Below are 17130 nucleotides of genomic sequence, written 5' to 3'. Positions count from 1 at the left end.
ACGCCGACATTTCATCCCTTACGTCGAAACACCTCACCGGCTTCCAGCGACTACTCGCGCCGGGGCATTCCTGGTCGGCAGAAGCCGTGCCATGGCGCTCAAAAGATCCGTCTGCGATATCAGCCCGAGGACGCGCCAGTCAGCATCAACGACGATGACTGCATGCGTGCGTCCGTCCGTCAGAACGGGCAATAGCGACAAGGCGGGATCGGCAGCATCGGCAACAGCCGGTTTCGATATGGCGTTCGCGATGGTATCGAGACTTCCGGAGAGTTCGCGCAAGCCGATCGTGCCGATCAGGCGACCTTCCCGATCCTTCACCGGCAATGTGCGAATATTGTGCTTCAGCAGAAGATGCCGTGCGTGGTCCGGCTCGGCATCCTCGCCGATGGCAATGACATCGCGCGACATGATGTCGGCGCAGCTTATGTCTCCATGCGAACGCACCGCTGCCTGCAATTCGACCTGCCGCAAGAGGCGGCTGAGGTCTGCGCGATCGATATCGAAGGTCTCGTCAAGCACGCCCAGCGCAGTATCGACGTCCTCCTCACGAAAGCCTACCCGCAAGGGCGGCGGCAGATCGCGTGTCTGATGGGTATTCTCGGCGGGCTTTGCGACGACATGCGGATAATTGCGTCTGGAGAGCTTGTGAAACACAAGTCCGAGGCCGACGAGTATGCAGGAGTTCAAGGCAACCGGCACGAACGGAAACAGGAAGCCCCAGCCCGCGACGACCGGGCCGCCGAGAACGGCGGTCAAGGCGGCGGCCCCCCCTGGCGGATGCAGGCATCGCGTAAATGACATCGCTCCGATTGCAAGCGAAACGCCGACCCCGATTGCGATGATCGGATCGTGAATGAGATAGGCGGCGATGATACCCATCAGGGCTGAAATGGTGTTGCCGCCGATAATCGACCACGGCTGGGCAAGCGGGCTTGCCGGAACCGCGAAAAGCAGCACCGCAGACGCCCCCATCGGCGCTACGATGAGCGGAAGATGCGGCCCCTGCCCGAATAGATAGCCGCTGATGACTCCGGTAAGGCCAATGCCGATCAAGGCGCCAAGGCACGCGATCAGCCGCTCGCGCAAGGTGGCTCCGGCGAGGATCGGGGAAAACAGGCGAAACCGGCTGGACCCCGCCTTGTGGGACTCTGGATGCTGCATGATGAAACCAGTTTGAGAGAAGGGTATTCCTTGGAGAACGACGGGACGCCGGCTAGTTCGGCACGAGCGACAGGCTCTTGCCCTTGGCGGCGCCGAGGACTTCATGAAACGCATCGAACGAACTCGGGCGATCATTCTTGCGGGAGATAAGGATCGTGTCGACAGTAGCGAGCCGGTGTGTCGCTGATGGCGTCGGCCAGTGCATGAGATCGAGAACCGACCTTGGCATGACACCAGCCGCGTTGCCGGTCGCCACACTGGCCAGGATGGCATGATAGGAGCCAAGCTCGGTCGTCGGCAAAGCGCTCGACTTGCGCGCCCAGCCTTCTGCAATCCTGCGATAAGTGCATCCAGGCTCCAGGGCAGCAATCGATCCCACGCGCAAATCGGCGGCCGATCGGATCGATGGATGCCCGGATGGCAGCAGGAGCAACAAATCCTCGACAAATACCGGTTCGGCCTCGAGCCGCGTGAGTTCAGCCGCAAAACTTGGATCTTCATCCAGCATCGCTTTTGGCGGCCGGGCGATCAACGCGCAGTCCAAAGCGTCGCGCAGAACACCTTGAGCAAGCTCGCGGGAAGCGCCAAGTGTCAGCTGGAGCGATACATCCGGCCACATATGATTGAACTGGCTAAGTGCGGCAGGCAGTCGGCTTGCCGCCGTGCTTTCCATCGTTCCCAAGCGCAATGTGCCCGACGGGCGCTGGGGCCTGACTGCCTGACGCGCCTCCAGCGCAAGCGCGGCAAGTCGATTGGCATAGACCTGAAAGGTCTCGCCTTCCTTCGTCAGCGTCATCTTCTTGCCGTCGCGGCTGAAGAGCAGGACGCCCAGATAGTCTTCCAGCTGCTGGATACGTGTCGTCACATTCGACGGCACGCGCCCCACGGCCTTCGCAGCCTTGGTCACGCTGCGGTCGCTAGCCACGGCAAGGAAGATCTCGATTGATGAAAGGTCCAACGAAAAGATCTCGATTGAGGAATTAAGTTATCTTATCATTCCCTATATTGAAATCATTGTCGCAGCTCAAGCATGTTTCGGTATCAAGCCATGGAATGGGAGCGCGAAAGAGCGGATGGCAAAATCAGATCGACATCAAGCGGACGAAGCGATCCGTGAATACGCGTCGCCTGCCTGCATGCTGCACGAGGTCGACCCAGCCTATAGCGGCATCTCACCCGACGAGGGCCGGATCTCGGATATTTTCGCGTGGCGAAAGGCTGAACGGCAAAGACTGATCGGCGAACGAAAGGCGCTGCCGCTCGCAAAGCGCGAAGACTATACAGGCGTGATTACTGCTCATCTCGATCAGATTGTTACCGATATCGACGGCAGACACATCAGCCTGTTCTGGCCGTTTTCGGGAGAGCCGGACCTGAGAGGATGGATGGCGGCCTTGACGAAGCGTGGCGCGAACTGCCTGTTGCCCGTCGTCGTTGCCAAGGCAAGGCCCTTGATATTCCGATCATGGAAAACGGGGGAGCGGCTTGAACGCGGGGTATGGAACATTCCAGTGCCGGCAGAGGGTAAGGAAGCGGCCCCAGATATCGTCATAGCACCGCTGGTCGGCTTCGATTCAGCTTGTTACCGTCTTGGTTATGGAGGCGGATTTTTCGACAGAACCCTTGCTGCCCTCGAGCGCAAGCCTTTGGTCATCGGCGTCGGATTCGAAGCGCAGAGGATCGACACCATCCATCCGCTTGCCCATGACATTCCGATGGACGTGATCATCACGCAAGCAGGACTGCGTTATCGATGAGTTCAATGCCCTTTTCCTGTTGGTCTTGGGCCTATCGATTCCGATGAGGTGCTAAACAGAGCGGCAGATCGCCGCACAAACGAGCAGAGATTTATGGCCGCACTCCGGTTTATTGCGCCAGATCAACACCTGCACCTATTGGCACATGAATTGCGTCTTCACGATCGATCCATCGGAAGAGACGATATTCATGCTGTCCATTCTCCCGCCGCTACTTTTGAGCATTTCCCTCGGTTTGAGCTGGAATAGATTTCTGCTCACGTTCACAAGCCGCGGCGACTGTCTTCAATACCAGATGCCGGTTACGATGGTCGCAGCGACCGTCAGCCTGACCGCCCTTGCATTGTCGTTTGCCGACAAGGGACCGTTGCTGGGAGGCGCCATCGTCGTGCTCGGTCTGCTGCTTGCGGCCATCAGCAAGAACCTCTCCCAACCCATTGCCATTGTGGCGCTTTCCGCTGTCAGCCTTGCGGCCTATCTCCAATTTACAGCGCATGCATTGAGCCACTGATGCCCACCAAATCGGCATCGGACGCCATGACGCCCTGCGTCATCTAAGGGATCACGGCAAATCCCGCTCGGCTTCAGCTGACCTGCCTTGAGCACAGAGAATTAGCGATGGGAACACGTGCGTGATTGCCAGATGGCAAGTCCGCACCGCGGTCACATCACTGCTCGCCCTTCATACGCCTCCGGTCGGTGAAATCCGAAGAGCCGGATCAATTCCCTCTGACATCCGAGTGGCGATTTTCGCGAAAAGCCCCGCTGCTCCGCGCATTCGGCAACAAAAACAGGATTGTATTTTTTCACAACATCTATTGTGTACTCAGATTATACAATTTTATTGAATCAATGATCGGCCTGTGCGACCTTTCTTCCATCAGCAGGAACCGACGGGTTCAATTCCCTGCAAATCCCAAGGAGGAGGTCGCAATGAAGGGCGGGAAGAGCAGTCTTTACGACGATCTGAAACGTCAAATTCTGACGATGGAGCTCGATCCTGACCAGGATTTGGACGAAGTCAGTCTCAGCGAGCAATACGGCCTCTCGCGCACACCCGTCCGCGAAATCTTCCGGCGCCTCGAAGGCGAAGGCTATATCGACATCCGGGCTAACCGCGGCGCACGCGTCAGCCCAATGAACCATCAGACCCTCAGGCACTTCTTCCTGGTGGCGCCGATGATCTATGCCGCGATCGGCCGGCTCGCGGTGCAGAATTTCAAGCCGAAGCAACTCGTGGATCTGAAGGAAACGCAGGATCGGTTCCGGACGGCCAGCACCTCGGGCGATGCTCTCGCCATGGTGCTCGAGAACAATCGCTTCCACGAAATCATCGGCGAAATGTCGTTCAACGCCTATCTGCAGCCGAGCCTGGGCCGCCTGCTGATCGACCATGCACGGATCGGCCACACCTTCTTCCGGCCGAAGAACGACGACATGCGCGAGCGACTTCAACTCGCCGTGGAGCATCATGACGGCTTCATCGAGGCGATCGCGCGGCATGATGAGGACACCGTCGTAGACCTGGTCTTCGAGCATTGGGAGCTGTCGCGCGAGAACATGGAAATGTTCATCGCGCCGCAAGGAATGAAGGCGGATGCGCTCGTCGAAGTGCCCGTCGCATCGATGGAGAAATCGTCTTGAATTTCGAAGGCATCTACACCCCGGCGATCACGCCGCATGGACCGGACGGCCAGATAGACAAGGCTGCATTCGCAGCCGTGCTGGAATCGCTCGTCGAAGCCAAGGTCCACGGCATCATCATCGGCGGCTCCACGGGCGAATATTATGCCCAATCCATGCAGGAACGGTTCGATCTCGCTGCCTACGCCAAGCAGGTCATCGCAAACCGTCTGCCGCTGATCGTTGGTACCGGGGCAACCCGTACCGAGGACTCGGTCGCCTATGCCGCAGCAGCAAAGGAGATCGGCGCGGATGCAATCCTCGTGACGTCGCCACCCTATGCCCTGCCGACGGAGAAGGAAAACGCCATTCACGCATTGACGGTCGACCGCGCCGCCAACCTGCCGATCATGCTCTACAACTATCCCGCCCGCATGGGCGTGATGATGAGCGACGAATATTTCTCGCGTGTCGGCAAATCTAAGAATGTGAGAGCGATCAAGGAAAGTTCTGGGGAGATGGCAAACGTCCATCTGCTGGCACGGAAATTTCCTCACATCGCACTGTCTTGCGGCTGGGATGACCAAGCCCTCGAATTCTTCGCCTGGGGTGCAAAAAGCTGGGTCTGCGCCGGCTCCAATTTCCTGCCGCGCGAACATGTTGCGCTCTACGAAGCCTGCGTGCTCGAGAAGAATTTCGACAAGGGCCGCGCCATCATGACGGCGATGCTGCCGCTGATGGATTTTCTCGAAACCGGCAAGTTCGTGCAATCGATCAAACATGGCTGCGAGATCATCGGCCTCAAGGCAGGTCCGGTCCGCGCGCCGCTACGCGGAATGACCTCCGAGGAAAAGAGAACCCTCCAGACTGTCGTCGCCACCTTGAAGCGCACGGTCGCCCAGATCACGTCGGGAGCCAATCATGCATGAACCCTTGACCGCAGCCGAATACAAGGCGATCGCCGCCGGCCTCCAATTCCCGACGAATGCCTTCATCGACGGCGCCTTCCGTCCCGCCAATTCCGGCAAGACGTTCAAGACCACGAACCCGGCAACCGGCGAGCTCCTGGCCAACGTTGCCGCCTGTGATGCCAGCGACGTCGACTACGCCGTACTCAGGGCAAGAGGGGCCTTCGAGGATGGCCGCTGGCGTCAGCTGCCGCCAGGCGAGCGCAAGGCAACGCTGATCAAGTTCGCCAGGCTGCTCGAAGAGAACCGCCACGAACTGGCGGTCATGGAAAGCCTCGACAGCGGCAAGCCGGTGCGCGAGTGCCAGACCGTCGACGTGCCCGACACCATCCACACCCTTCGTTGGCACGCCGAGGCGATCGACAAGCTCTACGACAACACCAATCCGGTCGGCCCGAATGCGCTGGCGATGGTGGTGCGCGAGCCGATCGGTGTCGTCGGCTGCGTGCTGCCCTGGAACTTCCCGCTGCTGATGCTCGCCTGGAAGATCGGCCCGGCGCTGGCTGCCGGCTGCTCCGTCATCGTCAAGCCCGCGCAGGAGACGACGCTGACCACGCTGCGCGTCGCAGAGCTTGCATATGAGGCAGGCATCCCTGCCGGCGTCTTCAATGTCGTCACCGGCGGCGGCAAGGATGTCGGCGAGCCGCTGGGCCTGCACATGGATGTCGACATGGTGGCCTTTACCGGCTCGACACCAACAGGCCGTCGCTTCCTGCATTATTCCGCCGATTCCAACCTCAAGAAGGTCGTGCTCGAATGCGGCGGCAAGAACCCGGCCGTAGTACTGGAAGATGCCGAAGATCTCGATCTCGTAGCCGAGCAGGTGGTCAACGGTGCCTTCTGGAACATGGGCGAAAACTGCAGCGCGAATTCACGCCTCATCGTCCACGCCAAGATCAAGGACGAGCTGCTAAAGCGCATCGGTGCCTATATGCGCGAGTGGAAAACCGGCGATCCGCTTGATCCGGACAACCGCATCGGCGCGCTGGTCAGTAAGAACCACTATGAGAAGGTCACCTCCTTCCTCGATGACGTCAAAAGCGAGAAGCTAACGATCGCGTATGGCGGCGAAACACATGGCGGCATCTTCGTCGAACCAACGGTGGTCGATGGTGTCACGGCCGCAAGCCGGCTATTCAGGGAAGAAATCTTCGGGCCGATCCTGTCGGTGACGACATTCAACACGCTGGCGGAAGCTGTCGCTCTCGCCAACGACACCAATTATGGTCTGACGGCGTCGGTCTATACCGGCAGCCTGAAGAATGCGATCCGGCTGTCACGTGACATCCGGGCTGGCCTCGTCACCGTCAACTGCTTCGGCGAGGGCGACGCGACGACACCGTTCGGCGGCTATAAGGAATCCGGCTTCGGCGGCCGCGACAAGTCGATCTTCGCGCACGACAATTATTGCGAACTGAAGACGATCTGGATCGATGTCTCCGACCGCTCCGTGGACGAGACGATCCGATGACCACGACGTCCGTCAAGCGTATGCCGGCAGAAAACGGCGTCTCGGGCTGGGAGGCGATCAGCAAACGTTCTCTCCCGGTCCGGAGCCTGGAAGGCAACGTGACCGCGGACTGGCTGATCATCGGTGCGGGCTTTGCCGGGCTCTCAGCCGCTCGCCGGCTGCTGCAGCTCCGACCCGACGACAAGATCGTCGTGCTTGACGCAAGCGAGGTCGGCAAGGGCACATCGGGCCGCAATTCCGGCTTCATGATCGATGTCCCGCATAACCTGTCATCGAGCGAATATTCGAGTGGCGGCCTGGACGCCACTCGCTTGGAGATGGCTCAGAACCGGACTGCGATCGCCTTTGCGAAAGAAGCCGCTGACGAATACGGCATGTCGCCCGAGACTTTCGATCCCGCGGGCAAGATCAACGCCGCCGCGACTGCGCGTGGAATGAAGCTGAACGTCAGCTTCGGCCAATCCTTGAGGAGCGCGGGCGAGAAGCACATGTTTTTCGACGCCGCCGAAATGCGCGAAATTACCGGCTCCGACTATTATCTCGGCGGCCTCTTCACGCCAGGCGCCGTCCTGATCCAGCCGGCCGACTATGTTCGCGCGTTTGCCGCAGGGCTGTCGCACAGGCTCGACATCTTCGAGCACTCACCCGTCATCTCCCTAACGCGCGAGAATGGAGCCTGGATCGCCGCCTCCACCCGAGGCAAGGTCACGGCCCCGAACGTCATCCTGGGCGTCAACGGTCACATCACGGACTTCGGTCACTTCGGCGGCCGTCTCATGCACATCTTTGCCTATGCCTCGATGACGGCACCATTTTCGGCCGAAAACCTCGGCCGAAAGGTCATGGGACGGGACAAATGGGCGCTGCTTCCGGCCGATGCCATGGGTGCGACGGTGCGAAAGATCACCACGGACGGACAGTCGCGCATCGTCATTCGAACGAAATACACCTACGAAACGGCGATCACCGTTTCTGATCGGCGAATGGCCAAAATGGCCGAAGAGCATAGGAGTTCGCTCGATGCGCGGTTTCCCGGGCTAAAGGACATCCCCTTCGAACACAGCTGGGCCGGGCGTCTCTGCCTCAGCCGGAACCATGTGCCGGCATTCGGCGAAATCGAGGACGGACTTTATTCGGCGTGCTGCGAAAACGGGCTCGGCACCGTCAAGAGCACACTTGCCGGCATGATGGCGGCTGAACTGGCGACGGGAACAGCGTCCCGGCATCTCGAACAATATATGGATCACGCGGCGCCATCTAGGCTGCCACCCGAGCCCTTCGCATGGCTCGGCATCAATTCGGTGATCCGTTTGCAGGAATTGCGCGCAGGCCGCGAGGGATGATCCCTTGCCGCGCAATATGAAGACTGAGCCGACCGCAGGTCTTCAAAAAAATGGGAACGAAAACTAGGAGTTAAGAAAAATGAAGACTTTGTGGAAGGCGCTCTGCGCAGCCGCGATGGTCGGAATGACCGCATTTTCCGCCCATGCCGAAGAAAAGAGCATCACCGTGGGCACGATGTCGTGGGAAGACCTGACACCGATCACCGGCATTACCAAAAAGGTGCTGGAAGACGCCGGCTATACCGTGAAGGTCGTGCCGTTTTCCGAATGGGGCATCGCCTATGCAGCACTCGGCAAGGGTGACATCCAGATCCTCGCCTCTCAGACCGATTACGTCGCGCAGGACTATTGGGACAAGAACAAGAAGCGCCTCGAGAAGATCTCGCCCGTTTCACATGGCCTGTTCCAGGGCGTCGCCGTACCTAAATATGTACCGATCGACTCCATGGACCAGCTGAACGCCAATGCCGACAAGTTCGGCGGCAAAATCGTCGGCATCGAGCCGGGTTCGGGCCTGATGCGCGATACCGCCAACGCCGTTAAGGGCTATGATCTGAAACTGCAGCTCGTCGAAGGCAGCACCGCAGCCATGACCGCGGCCCTGAAGTCAGCCGTCGACCGGAAGGAGTGGATCGCTGTGACGATCTGGGAGCCGTCCTGGATGATGCAGAAATACGACGTGAAATTCCTGAAGGACCCCAAGGGCATCTTCCCGCCGCCGCAGAGCTACTACTGGATCGGCAAGAAGGGTTTCTCCGCCGATTATCCGCATGCTCGTGAAGTCATTGCCAGTGTCTATGTGCCGCTTGCCGACATCACCGCCATCAACAGCGCTGTGAATGACGGCAAGACGATGGACGATGCCATCAAGGACTGGACCACCAGCCATGCCGATCTCCTGAAGCGGTGGGAGAATATCAAGGGCGAATGATCCCGACAGCGGGCCGCCCTGACGGCGGCCCGCATCCCTCAACGAATACGAACAGGCCGGCAATGGACTGGCCGCGTGGGGAATACAATGAACACTGTCATGGATAACACCGGTGAAGTCCTGGTCGATTGCCAGAACGTCTGGAAGATTTTCGGTGCGCGTGCGACCGCCGCTGTGAAGGCCGTTTCCGAACGTGGCCTCTCCAAGAAGCAGGTGCTTCAGGAATTCAACTGTGTCGTCGGTGTCTCCGATGCCCATCTCCAGGTCCATCGCGGCGAGATCTTCTGCATCATGGGCCTCTCGGGAAGCGGAAAATCCACCCTGGTCCGCCTTCTCAACCGCCTTATCGAACCGAGCCTCGGCAGGATCACGATCAAGGGCAAGGAAATTGCCAGGCTGAATGCGGCGGAGCTGCGCGACATGCGCGCCCGCAATATCGGCATGGTGTTCCAGAGTGTGGCGCTGCTTCCAAATCGCACCGTTCTCGAGAATGCTGCTTTCGGATTGGAGGTCCGTGGCGTTCCGAAGGACGAACGCAACGCGACGGCCCGCGCAGCACTCGACAAGGTTGGCCTTTCCGACTGGACCTCCAGGTATCCCTCGGAACTATCGGGTGGGATGCAGCAGCGCGTCGGCCTGGCCCGTGCTCTGGCGGCCGATCCCGAGATCATTCTCATGGACGAGCCGTTCAGCGCGCTTGACCCCCTTATTCGCCGCCAGTTGCAGGATGAGTTCCGGGAACTGACGAAGTCGCTCGGCAAGTCCGCTGTCTTCATCACGCACGATCTCGAAGAAGCCATTCGCATCGGCGACCGCATCGCCATCATGAAGGACGGCGTCATCGTTCAGGTGGGAACCGCGGAAGAGATCGTAACGAAACCTGCCGACGACTACGTCGCCGACTTCGTTGCGGGCATATCAAGGATTCATCTCGTCAAGGCCCATTCTGTCATGCAGTCGATCGCAGAATACAGGAGCCTGCAGCCGCAGCATGATGTGGATGCGCTCCTGAAGACCTCTCCTGAGGCGGATATCGGCGAACTCATAGACCTTACGATGAAGTCGGATCGCGATGCTGTGGCAGTGGTCGACAATGGTTCCATTGTCGGTGTCGTCACCACGCGCGGATTGCTTCGCGGCGTCGCCGGATCTCCGGTGCCAGAGCAAATGCCGGCGTAGAAGGACATACGAAAATGGACATCTCGGTCATTGCGGATACTTTCGATGCCTGGACCGATGACGCGCTGGGCTGGATCAGCGACAACGGCGACTGGCTGTTCACTCCCTTGAGGGCGATCCTCGAGGGAACCTACAACGGCGTCCTCTGGCTGCTTCATTCGGCGCCATTCTACGTCATCGTGGTCATCGTCGCGCTTCTCGCATGGCGTCTGATCAGCGCTTTGTCCGCCATATTGGCTGGGCTGGGCCTGTTCTTCTGCGCAGTCATGGGATTGTGGAACGAAACCATGAGCACGCTTGCGCTCGTCACCACCGCCACCATACTCGCGCTTGCCATCGGAATTCCGATCGGTATTGCCGCTGGCTTCATACGGTGGTTCGACAGGGCCTTGGAGCCGGTCCTCGACCTCATTCAGACATTGCCGCCGTATATCTACCTTCTCCCGGCGATTGCCCTTCTCGGCTTCGGCCCCGCGACGGCGCTCGTTGCGACCTTCATCGTGGCGATGCCGCCCGCCATTCGCCTGACCTCACTCGGCATCCGCATGACACCGCCAGCCTTTATAGAATTGGGACAGGCGAGCGGCCTGACGCCATGGCAGATGTTTACGAAGATCAGGCTGCCATTTGCCATCCCGAGTGTTTTGGCGGGCATTAACCAGAGCTTGATGATGGCATTCGGCATGGTTGTGATTGCAGGCATCGTCGGCTCCGGCGGCCTCGGCGAAACCATCTACAGCGCCGTGCGCACGCTTGATATGGCCACGTCCATCAACGCTGCAATCGCGATCGTCATCCTGACGATGGTACTCGACAGATTGACACAGAGCGCGGCTGGCCGCGCCAAGGCAGGTGCAAGATGAACCTCGATCTTCTCCGGTTTTCGCCCGGTATCTATCTTGCTCCCGTCGTGGATTGGCTAAACACAAACTTTCATCCGGTCTTCGAAGGCATCACCAAGCTTATCGAAGCGGTGCTCGGCGGGATCGAATCGGCGCTTCTTTACCTGCCACCTTATGCGGTGATTGCCATAGCCGTGCTTTTCGCAGCCTTTGTCATCAACATAAGGGTTGCGATAGTGACTGCCGTCGCGCTTACCTTCTGCCTGTTCACCGGCTTCTGGGCTGCATCCATGCAGACGCTGGCTCTGGTAACGGTCGCGGTTGCCATCTCCGTCTCGATCGCCTTCCCGCTCGGCATTCTTGCTTCGCGCTATAAGACCTTCGAGAAGATTGTCAGGCCGCTGCTCGACATCATGCAGACCGTTCCGCCCTGGGTCTATCTCATCCCGGCTGTCATGATCTTCAGTCTCGGCCGCGTTCCGGCGATCATCGCGACGATCGTCTATGGCGTGCCGCCCATGCTGCGTCTGACGACGCTGGCGTTCAACCAGGTGCCGCAGGACCTTCTCGAACTCGGACAGGCCACGGGCGCGCCGCCGCGCTCGATCCTCTTCAAGATCGAGATTCCCTCAGCAATGCCTACGCTGCTTGTCGGCCTCAACCAGTGCATTCTTCTTTCACTGGCCATGGTCGTTCTTGCCGGGCTCGTCGGAGCCGGCGGACTTGGAGCCGAGGTGACGCGGGGCCTGACCCGGATGGAAATGGGACTTGGTCTGCGGGCGGGGCTTGCGATCGTCGCCATAGCCATCCTGCTCGACAGGCTGTCAAAGGGTGCGTTGCAGGATCGCGCCCGGTCATCGGCAAAGCACGGCTAGAACGGTTCAGCTTTTCACGGAATCTCTGAACCGCTCCAGCTTCCTGTTTTCACGCAATTCCGGACGGAAAGCGGCTCACGCACTTTTCCTGGAATGGCTCTAAGCGGAAAGATCATCGCATGCGCCACAGTTTCTTCTGCATCGATTCCCACACCTGCGGCAATCCCGTACGGCTTGTCGCAGGTGGCGGCCCCTTGCTCCCGCATCTTCCGATCGCCGAGCGGCGTGAAATTTTCGTCCGCGATCATGACTGGATTCGCAAGGCTTTGATGTACGAACCGCGTGGACATGACATCATGTCCGGCGCCATCATCTATCCCGCCTATCGTGAAGACTGCGATTTTGCCGTGATCTTCATCGAAGTCAGCGGATGTCTGCCCATGTGCGGAGCCGGAACGATCGGTCTGGTGACGGCGGCGATCGAAGAGGGCCTCGTCAGGCCACGCATTCCCGGCAAGCTCTCCATCGAGACGCCAGCGGGCCGCGTGGATATCGACTATGACAAACCCGGCGAATTCGTCGAGGCCGTCCGCATGTTCAATGTCGCAAGCTACCTGCATGCGGCTGATGTCGAAGTCGATGTGCCGGGGTTCGGCACACTGACGATCGACGTCGCCTATGGCGGCAACTATTATGCTGTCGTCGAACCGCAGAGGAACTGGCCTGGATTGGATGGTATGTCGAGTGATGACATTGTCGACATCAGCAGGAAGTTGCGCGATGCCCTCGAGCCGATCTGCAATCCGGTTCATCCCGAGGATGAAAGAATAAGAGGTGTCCACCACGCCCTGTGGTGCGACGCGCCGACGAGCGACAAAGCCGATGGGCGGGGTGCGGTTTTCTATGGCGACAAGGCGATAGATCGCTCCCCCGGCGGTACCGGCACCTCCGCACGCCTCGCTCAACTGCATGGCAAAGGCCGGCTGAAGGTCGGCGACACCTTTCGCCAGGAGAGCCTGATCGGCACGATATTCGAAGGACGTATCGAGTCGGAGGTTGAAGTCGGAGATTTCAGGGGCATCAGGCCAAGTGTCGGAGGTTGGGCGCGGATCATCGGCCACAACACGATCTTCGTCGACGATCGAGATCCTTTGGCCTATGGTTTCCAGATCAAATAAAAGAGGTCGATCCGGCGAGGCATTGCATGAAATCCGTCAAACAAGAAGCTAAGCACGATCCCTTGAAGGTCGGATTCATCCTCGCACGATCATTTACGCTGTCCGCCTTCGCTCTGTTCGTCGATACGCTGAGATTGGCGAGCGATGAAGCCGACAAATCGGGCAGAGTGCTGGCCGACTGGCACGTATTGGGTAGCACCCGACATCTCATCACGTCGAGCTGCGGTGTTCAGGTCGCACCGACGTCGGACTTTATCGATCCAAAGGAATTCCACTACATTGTCGTCGTCGGTGGGCTTTTGAATGCCGACATCACCATCGACCATCAGACCTCCGACTATCTGAGGAAGGCTGCAGCCCAGAAGATCCCGCTGATCGGGGTTTGCACCGGTACGTTCATTCTGGCACGCCTTGGCTTGATGAAAGCACACCAGACCTGCGTCAGCTGGCTGCATTATCAGGCTTACAGGGAGCAATTCCCCGAAAATCCCGTGCGCTCCGACCGCCTGTTCAATCTCGATCGGAGCCGCGGATCATGCGCTGGCGGAAGCAGTGCCGCCGACATGGCTGCCTTTCTCGTCAGACGTCATATCAGCCGAGACGCCGAGCGAAACGCGCTGGAAGTGCTGCAGATCGAGCGTGCCCGATCCGGGCTGGATATACAGCCGCGCAAGCCACTCGCGATCGAATGCCAGGATCCGCGCCTGAAAGCCGTGCTGATCACCATGGAAAGTCATATCGAAGACGTGGTGCCGACTGAAGATCTCGCCGCATCGGTCGGCTTATCCCGGCGGCAGCTCGAACGTCTGTTCACCGAGGAAATGAAAACCTCTCCCGGAGCCGTCTACACCCGCATTCGCATGGAACGGGCCAAGCAGCTGGTTCTCCAGACGGAGGCGCCGCTCATTGAAATCGCACTCGAGGTCGGCTTCGACAGTGCCTCCCATTTTGCCAGGCTCTTTCGCCGGCTATTCGGGCAATCTCCCACGGAGTTACGGCGCGCACACGCCTGAAGCCGCCGCCAACACCTGACGTAGCGATGGCTGCCGGCTCCCCCTTAGGGCGCCAGATGAGGAGTGAGCCAACGTCCGACAGGCGGATTCTTGGCGACGTGAAGCGCAAGTGCTGATCAGACGCGCAGCGGCATCATTCAACATCCAGATCAAAGAAGTGCTGGGTTGCAAGGGCAGCAGCGCCCCGTGCCCAGGAACCCGGCACCCAATCAGGAAGCAATTCCGGCGTATTCAAGAAGACATATTTTGCCATTGAACGGCGGATCGGCTCGAGAATCGCCTCGCCAAACTGCATGGCTTCGCCCCCGGCGATGAGAACCTCGGGATCGAACAGGTTCACCAGATCCGCCACGTGACGCCCAATCAACTCTCCCGCTTCCGCCATGACCTGGAGAGCCGCCGCATCGCCGCCATCGATCGCCGCCGCGAATTCGTCACGATCGGCCTTCGCGCCTCGGCGTCGACCCCACTCCTCGATCATCGCAGCTTCGGCTGCATGAGCCTGGAGGCAGCCCCTCCTCCCGCATTCGCAAAGCCGTCCGCCGGGAACCGTGATGATGTGACCGAGCTTTCCGGCCAGGCCATGGCTTCCGTGATAGATTTCACCACCCATGACCAGTGATGATCCGACACCGGTGCCGACTGCGATCGTCGCGAAATTGCTGTAGTTGCGGCCGGCGCCGAAGAGCCGCTGTGCAACCGTGAAGGCGCTGATGTCGTCATCGATCCAGACGGGGACATGGACCCGCTCGCGCAGCAGTTCGGGGAAGGCAAGATTGCGCCAGCCGAAGCGTGGACTCTGGACGCAGATGCCCTTGACCGCATCCACCTCGCCGGGAATGGAAACGCCGACGCCCATGACGGGCGAGCCGGTGCGGCCGGCGTCGGCCAGAAGCCTTGGAATCGCAGCCGCGATGGCCTCGACCATCGTTTCCGGCAGCGTATCCGGCACGGGCATGTCGAAGGAGGCGATCGGCGTCGTGGCGAGATCGGTCAGGACACAGTCGATACTGTCGTGGCGAAGCTTGAATCCAACAGCCAGGTGGCCATCATAGTTGATATCGACCGGTACAGGCCGGCGTCCCGTCGCGCCTGTCTGGGCTTTCCCTTCGACGACGAGCCCCTCCTCGATCAATTCGGTGACCACGAAAGTCACCGCCGCGGGGCTGAGGCCCGTCACCGTGGCGATTTCGGCGCGCGGCATTGCCCCACGATTTCGCAGCAGGTTAAGGATGAGCCGCCGGTTGAGGGCTCGAGAGGTACTAGGGTTGCCGCGCACGATGATCCTTTAAATTTATTTTGTAAATTAACTATTGTTGCCTCCCGCAAGATACGGTATGCAATAGCACATGGCAATGGAGGAATGCCCGCTTGTATCAGCGCAAGCGGAAATGCCGGTTTATTGCGTAGTTTCTGAAGGTTAGCGGCTGCCAACATCTGTGGGCGGGCCTGGATTTGATGTGCCTCGGGAGGAAAAAGATGGCATCGAAGAACGAACTTTCACTCATCAATGCAATCAGGGCGTCTCGGCGCCAGTTTATGATTGGCACGGGTGCTGCCCTGGCTGCCACGGCCCTTTATCGCCCGGCAATTGCCAATGGCGGCGAGGTCACCATCATCTCGGATATCGGCAATGCTGACCAGCGGGCGGTCTTGGAGCGCATTGCGGCCGATTTTACCAAGAAGACGGGGACGAAAGTCACCATCAACAATATGGATCACGAGGCTCACAAGACGGCTATCCGCAGCTACCTCGTCGTCGGCGCCCCTGATATCTGCTTCTGGTTCTCTGGCAATCGAATGAAGGCTTTCGTCGATCGGGGACTGTTCGACGACATTTCCGACCTGTTCGCCAAGGAGGGCTATAGCGACAAACTGGGTGCCACCATGACCGCCGTCACGGTCAACGGCAAGCAATACGGCCTGCCGCTTGGCGGCATTCTCTGGGGTCTTTTCTATCGCAAGGACGTTTTCGCCGAGAAGGGCTGGACGGCGCCGAAGAACTGGGACGACTTTCTGAAATTCGGCGAGGCGGCGAAGTCTGCCGGCATGACCCCGATCAGCATGGGCACGAAGGAACTGTGGCCGACCGGCGGCTGGTTCGACCACATGAACCTGCGCATCAACGGTCTCGACAAGCACCTTGCCCTCATGGAAGGCAAGATCGCCTATACCGACCCAATGCTGAAGCCGGTCTTCGACAAGTGGGAAGAGCTCATCAAGGCCAATTTCTTCTCCGCAAGCGGGCCGTCCTTCGGCTGGGAGCAGGCAGGCGCCGCCCTGGCGCAGAAGAAGGCGGCTATGATGGATCTCGGCGGCTTCATCAAATCCGCGTTCCCGGCGAGTGACCATGACCAGCTCGCCTACGCCCCCTTCCCGGAAATCGTCCCTGGCGTCGCGCGTTACGAGGATTTCTCGGTCAACTCGGTACATATCCCGGCCAAGGCGAAGAACCGGCAAGGTGCGCGCGATTTTCTTGCCTATTTCTATCAGCCGGACAATCTCGGCGCCTTCCTCGAAGCCGAAGGCGCCATTCCACCGCGCAATGATTGCCCGCCGAGCAAGGACCCTATGGTCAATGTCGCGGTGGAGTCGCTGAAGACAGTGAAGGGAACGTCGCAATATTATGACCGCGACACCGATCCGGACATGGCGCAGGACGGCATGAAGGGCTTCCAGGAATTCACGGTCAAGCCCGAGCGGCGCGACCAGATCCTGGCGCGGCTCGAAAAAACGCGCGCGCGCATTTTCAAATAGTCCTCCCGGACTCAAGTCGCGGCGGGCGTGGCTTTACAGCCTGTCACTCCCGCCGCGTCCACCTTCAAAATTTGCGTCTCTCGAGGCGC

General features: G+C 59.5%; 16 protein-coding genes. 13 read left to right on the top strand and 3 right to left on the bottom strand.

Going from position 1 to position 17130, the window contains the following annotated elements; all coding sequences use genetic code 11:
* Positions 1-33: 33 nt before the first annotated feature.
* A complete protein-coding gene (locus GA0061100_RS27405) occupies positions 34-1164 on the bottom strand; it encodes an HPP family protein (RefSeq protein ID WP_075856018.1) in 1131 nt (376 codons plus the stop codon).
* Between the two features lie 52 nt (positions 1165-1216).
* A complete protein-coding gene (locus tag GA0061100_RS27400) occupies positions 1217-2122 on the bottom strand; it encodes a LysR family transcriptional regulator (protein WP_075856017.1) in 906 nt (301 codons plus the stop codon).
* On the opposite strand from GA0061100_RS27400, the gene GA0061100_RS27395 reads away from it, so the two are divergent.
* From GA0061100_RS27395 to GA0061100_RS27340, 12 genes are all read left to right on the top strand, one after another.
* Positions 2064-2921: a 5-formyltetrahydrofolate cyclo-ligase gene (locus GA0061100_RS27395; RefSeq protein ID WP_342196506.1), complete on the top strand. Its 858-nt coding sequence runs from the start codon at positions 2064-2066 to the stop codon at positions 2919-2921. The two genes, GA0061100_RS27400 and GA0061100_RS27395, sit on opposite strands and share 59 nt — an antisense overlap.
* A gap of 190 nt (positions 2922-3111) precedes the next feature.
* A complete protein-coding gene (locus GA0061100_RS27390; protein WP_075856086.1) occupies positions 3112-3432 on the top strand; it encodes a hypothetical protein in 321 nt (106 codons plus the stop codon).
* Between the two features lie 422 nt (positions 3433-3854).
* Positions 3855-4565: a GntR family transcriptional regulator gene (locus tag GA0061100_RS27385; protein WP_075856015.1), complete on the top strand. Its 711-nt coding sequence runs from the start codon at positions 3855-3857 to the stop codon at positions 4563-4565.
* Positions 4562-5473, top strand: coding sequence for a dihydrodipicolinate synthase family protein (locus GA0061100_RS27380; RefSeq protein ID WP_075856014.1), 912 nt, complete (start codon positions 4562-4564; stop codon positions 5471-5473). The genes GA0061100_RS27385 and GA0061100_RS27380 overlap by 4 nt, the downstream gene beginning before the upstream one ends.
* Complete coding sequence (locus GA0061100_RS27375) at positions 5466-6983, top strand: aldehyde dehydrogenase (protein WP_075856013.1); 1518 nt, start codon at positions 5466-5468, stop codon at positions 6981-6983. Before GA0061100_RS27380 ends, GA0061100_RS27375 begins: the two co-directional genes overlap by 8 nt.
* Positions 6980-8326, top strand: coding sequence for an NAD(P)/FAD-dependent oxidoreductase (locus GA0061100_RS27370; protein ID WP_075856012.1), 1347 nt, complete (start codon positions 6980-6982; stop codon positions 8324-8326). Before GA0061100_RS27375 ends, GA0061100_RS27370 begins: the two co-directional genes overlap by 4 nt.
* A 79-nt stretch (positions 8327-8405) precedes the next feature.
* Complete coding sequence (locus GA0061100_RS27365; protein WP_075856011.1) at positions 8406-9257, top strand: glycine betaine ABC transporter substrate-binding protein; 852 nt, start codon at positions 8406-8408, stop codon at positions 9255-9257.
* A gap of 87 nt (positions 9258-9344) precedes the next feature.
* Complete coding sequence (locus GA0061100_RS27360) at positions 9345-10436, top strand: quaternary amine ABC transporter ATP-binding protein (RefSeq protein WP_075856010.1); 1092 nt, start codon at positions 9345-9347, stop codon at positions 10434-10436.
* Between the two features lie 14 nt (positions 10437-10450).
* On the top strand, positions 10451-11299 hold the full coding sequence (locus tag GA0061100_RS27355) for an ABC transporter permease (protein ID WP_075856009.1): 849 nt from the start codon (positions 10451-10453) through the stop codon (positions 11297-11299).
* Positions 11296-12153 carry an ABC transporter permease gene (locus tag GA0061100_RS27350; protein WP_075856008.1) on the top strand — a complete coding sequence of 286 codons (858 nt, stop codon included), beginning with the start codon at positions 11296-11298 and terminating at the stop codon, positions 12151-12153. The genes GA0061100_RS27355 and GA0061100_RS27350 overlap by 4 nt, the downstream gene beginning before the upstream one ends.
* Before the next feature lie 119 nt (positions 12154-12272).
* On the top strand, positions 12273-13271 hold the full coding sequence (locus GA0061100_RS27345) for a 4-hydroxyproline epimerase (protein WP_075856007.1): 999 nt from the start codon (positions 12273-12275) through the stop codon (positions 13269-13271).
* A gap of 26 nt (positions 13272-13297) precedes the next feature.
* A complete protein-coding gene (locus tag GA0061100_RS27340; protein ID WP_075856006.1) occupies positions 13298-14284 on the top strand; it encodes a GlxA family transcriptional regulator in 987 nt (328 codons plus the stop codon).
* Between the two features lie 133 nt (positions 14285-14417).
* On the opposite strand, the gene GA0061100_RS27335 is transcribed toward GA0061100_RS27340, so the two are convergent.
* Positions 14418-15563, bottom strand: a complete 1146-nt coding sequence (locus tag GA0061100_RS27335) for an ROK family transcriptional regulator (protein ID WP_083961448.1) — start codon at positions 15561-15563, stop codon at positions 14418-14420.
* 200 nt (positions 15564-15763) lie between these two features.
* Here GA0061100_RS27335 and GA0061100_RS27330 point away from each other — a divergent pair, with 200 nt between their 5' ends.
* Entirely contained in the window at positions 15764-17041 is a 1278-nt protein-coding gene (locus GA0061100_RS27330; RefSeq protein WP_075856004.1) for an ABC transporter substrate-binding protein, read from the top strand.
* The last annotated feature ends 89 nt before the right edge of the window (positions 17042-17130 follow it).

The sequence above is a fragment of the Martinezella hainanensis genome, from assembly GCF_900094555.1.
Taxonomy (GTDB): Bacteria; Pseudomonadota; Alphaproteobacteria; order Rhizobiales; family Rhizobiaceae; genus Rhizobium; species Rhizobium hainanense.
This window is presented reverse-complemented; position numbering and strand designations above follow the sequence as displayed.